The 1,440-nt window shown below is 46.0% G+C and carries 1 protein-coding gene; it reads left to right on the top strand.

Translation table 11 applies throughout. The features are described from left to right. Positions 1-52 precede the first annotated feature (52 nt). Entirely contained in the window at positions 53-1,432 is a 1,380-nt protein-coding gene (gene tnpC / locus QUA44_RS30475; RefSeq protein ID WP_333257652.1) for an IS66 family transposase, read from the top strand. The last annotated feature ends 8 nt before the right edge of the window (positions 1,433-1,440 follow it).

Genomic DNA, 1,440 nt, shown 5'->3' with positions numbered 1-1,440 from the left:
GTAATTGCTCAACCCCCTTGACAAGAAGACAAGATAGACATTAGATAAAGGAATGGAAAAACTCCCCGACCTAAAACAGCTATCGAACGAGGCAAAAGAAGCCTTGATAGTAGAGCTATGGGAGAGAATCCAAAAACTGACCGCAGCGTTAGCAACCACAGACCAACCAAAACTAGGCCCATCTCCCAAAAAAACTAGCAAAAATTCCAGCACTCCACCGTCCAAAGGATTCAAGCCCAACATTCAGCCATCGAAAATTGAGGGGATAAAAAGACAAAGAAGCCTAGGAAGAGCAGGAGGGGGAAGACAGCTACATCCTGAACCCGACCAAACAATCATCGCCCAACTCAAAAATTGCCCCCAGTGTGGAGAGAAAGTCACCGGGGCAGCACAAAAATTGCAATCCGTCTACGAAAAAATCGAACTACCCCCAATTCGCCCCATCGTCACCCGAATCGAACGTTATGGTGGTCAGTGTGCCTGCTGTCAAACCGAATATGTTGCACCAGTACCATGGGGAATGGAACCAGGTTCCCCGTTTGGCAGTTCAATTCAAAGCTTAGTCACATATCTTCGTTACACTCATGCCATCAGCTACGAACGGCTGTCGTCGATATTTGGCTCCGTCTTTGGACTAAAGATATCAGAAGGTGCCATCGCCAACTTGCTGGGGAAGGTCAAAATCAGTTTAGACGATCAAGTAAGTCAAATACTACACCGGTTGCGACGGGCAAAATTAATTTGTTCAGATGAAACGAGTGCGAGAGTTAACGGACAGAATCAGTGGGAGTGGGTGTTTCAGAACCAGGATGTTTGTTTACACGTCATCCGCCCGAGTCGAGGGACTGGGGTAATTAACGAAGTTCTCGCAGAACATCGTCCCGATATCTGGGTGTCAGATTTATTTAGTGCTCAAAAAAATCACCCCGCACCACAATGGCAAGTGTGTTTAGCCCATCAACTGCGGGATTGCCAATATGCGATTGATGCTGGGGACAGAATTTTTGCCCCAGGGATGAAGAGGTTATTATTGAGGGCTTTTATTATCCATCGAAGACGAGAAAAAATCGACGATGCCAGACTCAATCGATACCGAGAAAATTTACAGGAAAGATTAACCGGGATTTTAAATTTAGCGCCACATCATCCGGATGGTATCCGGTTACGAAAACGCTATGGTGGGCTAATTGACAATTTATTTCTATTTCTGGAAGAGGCGGGGATTCCACCAACGAATAATAGTAGTGAACAGGCGATTAGGATGAGCGTGGTATTTCGCCGTGTGACTAATGGCTTCCGTTCGGAATGGGGTCGAGATTTGTTTGCAGCCGTTCGTTCAGTTGTCAATACTGGGAAGCGACAGGGTTTAACTGCTTATCAATCCATTCAACAAGCTCTCTCTATTGATGGCTCCCTTTTTTCCCCTAGTTGAGCAATTAC

It is taken from the genome of Microcoleus sp. N9_A2, assembly GCF_036701775.1.
Taxonomy (GTDB): domain Bacteria; phylum Cyanobacteriota; class Cyanobacteriia; order Cyanobacteriales; family Microcoleaceae; genus Microcoleus.
Note: the sequence above shows the minus strand (reverse complement) of the source record. Positions and strands in the feature narration are given on the sequence as shown.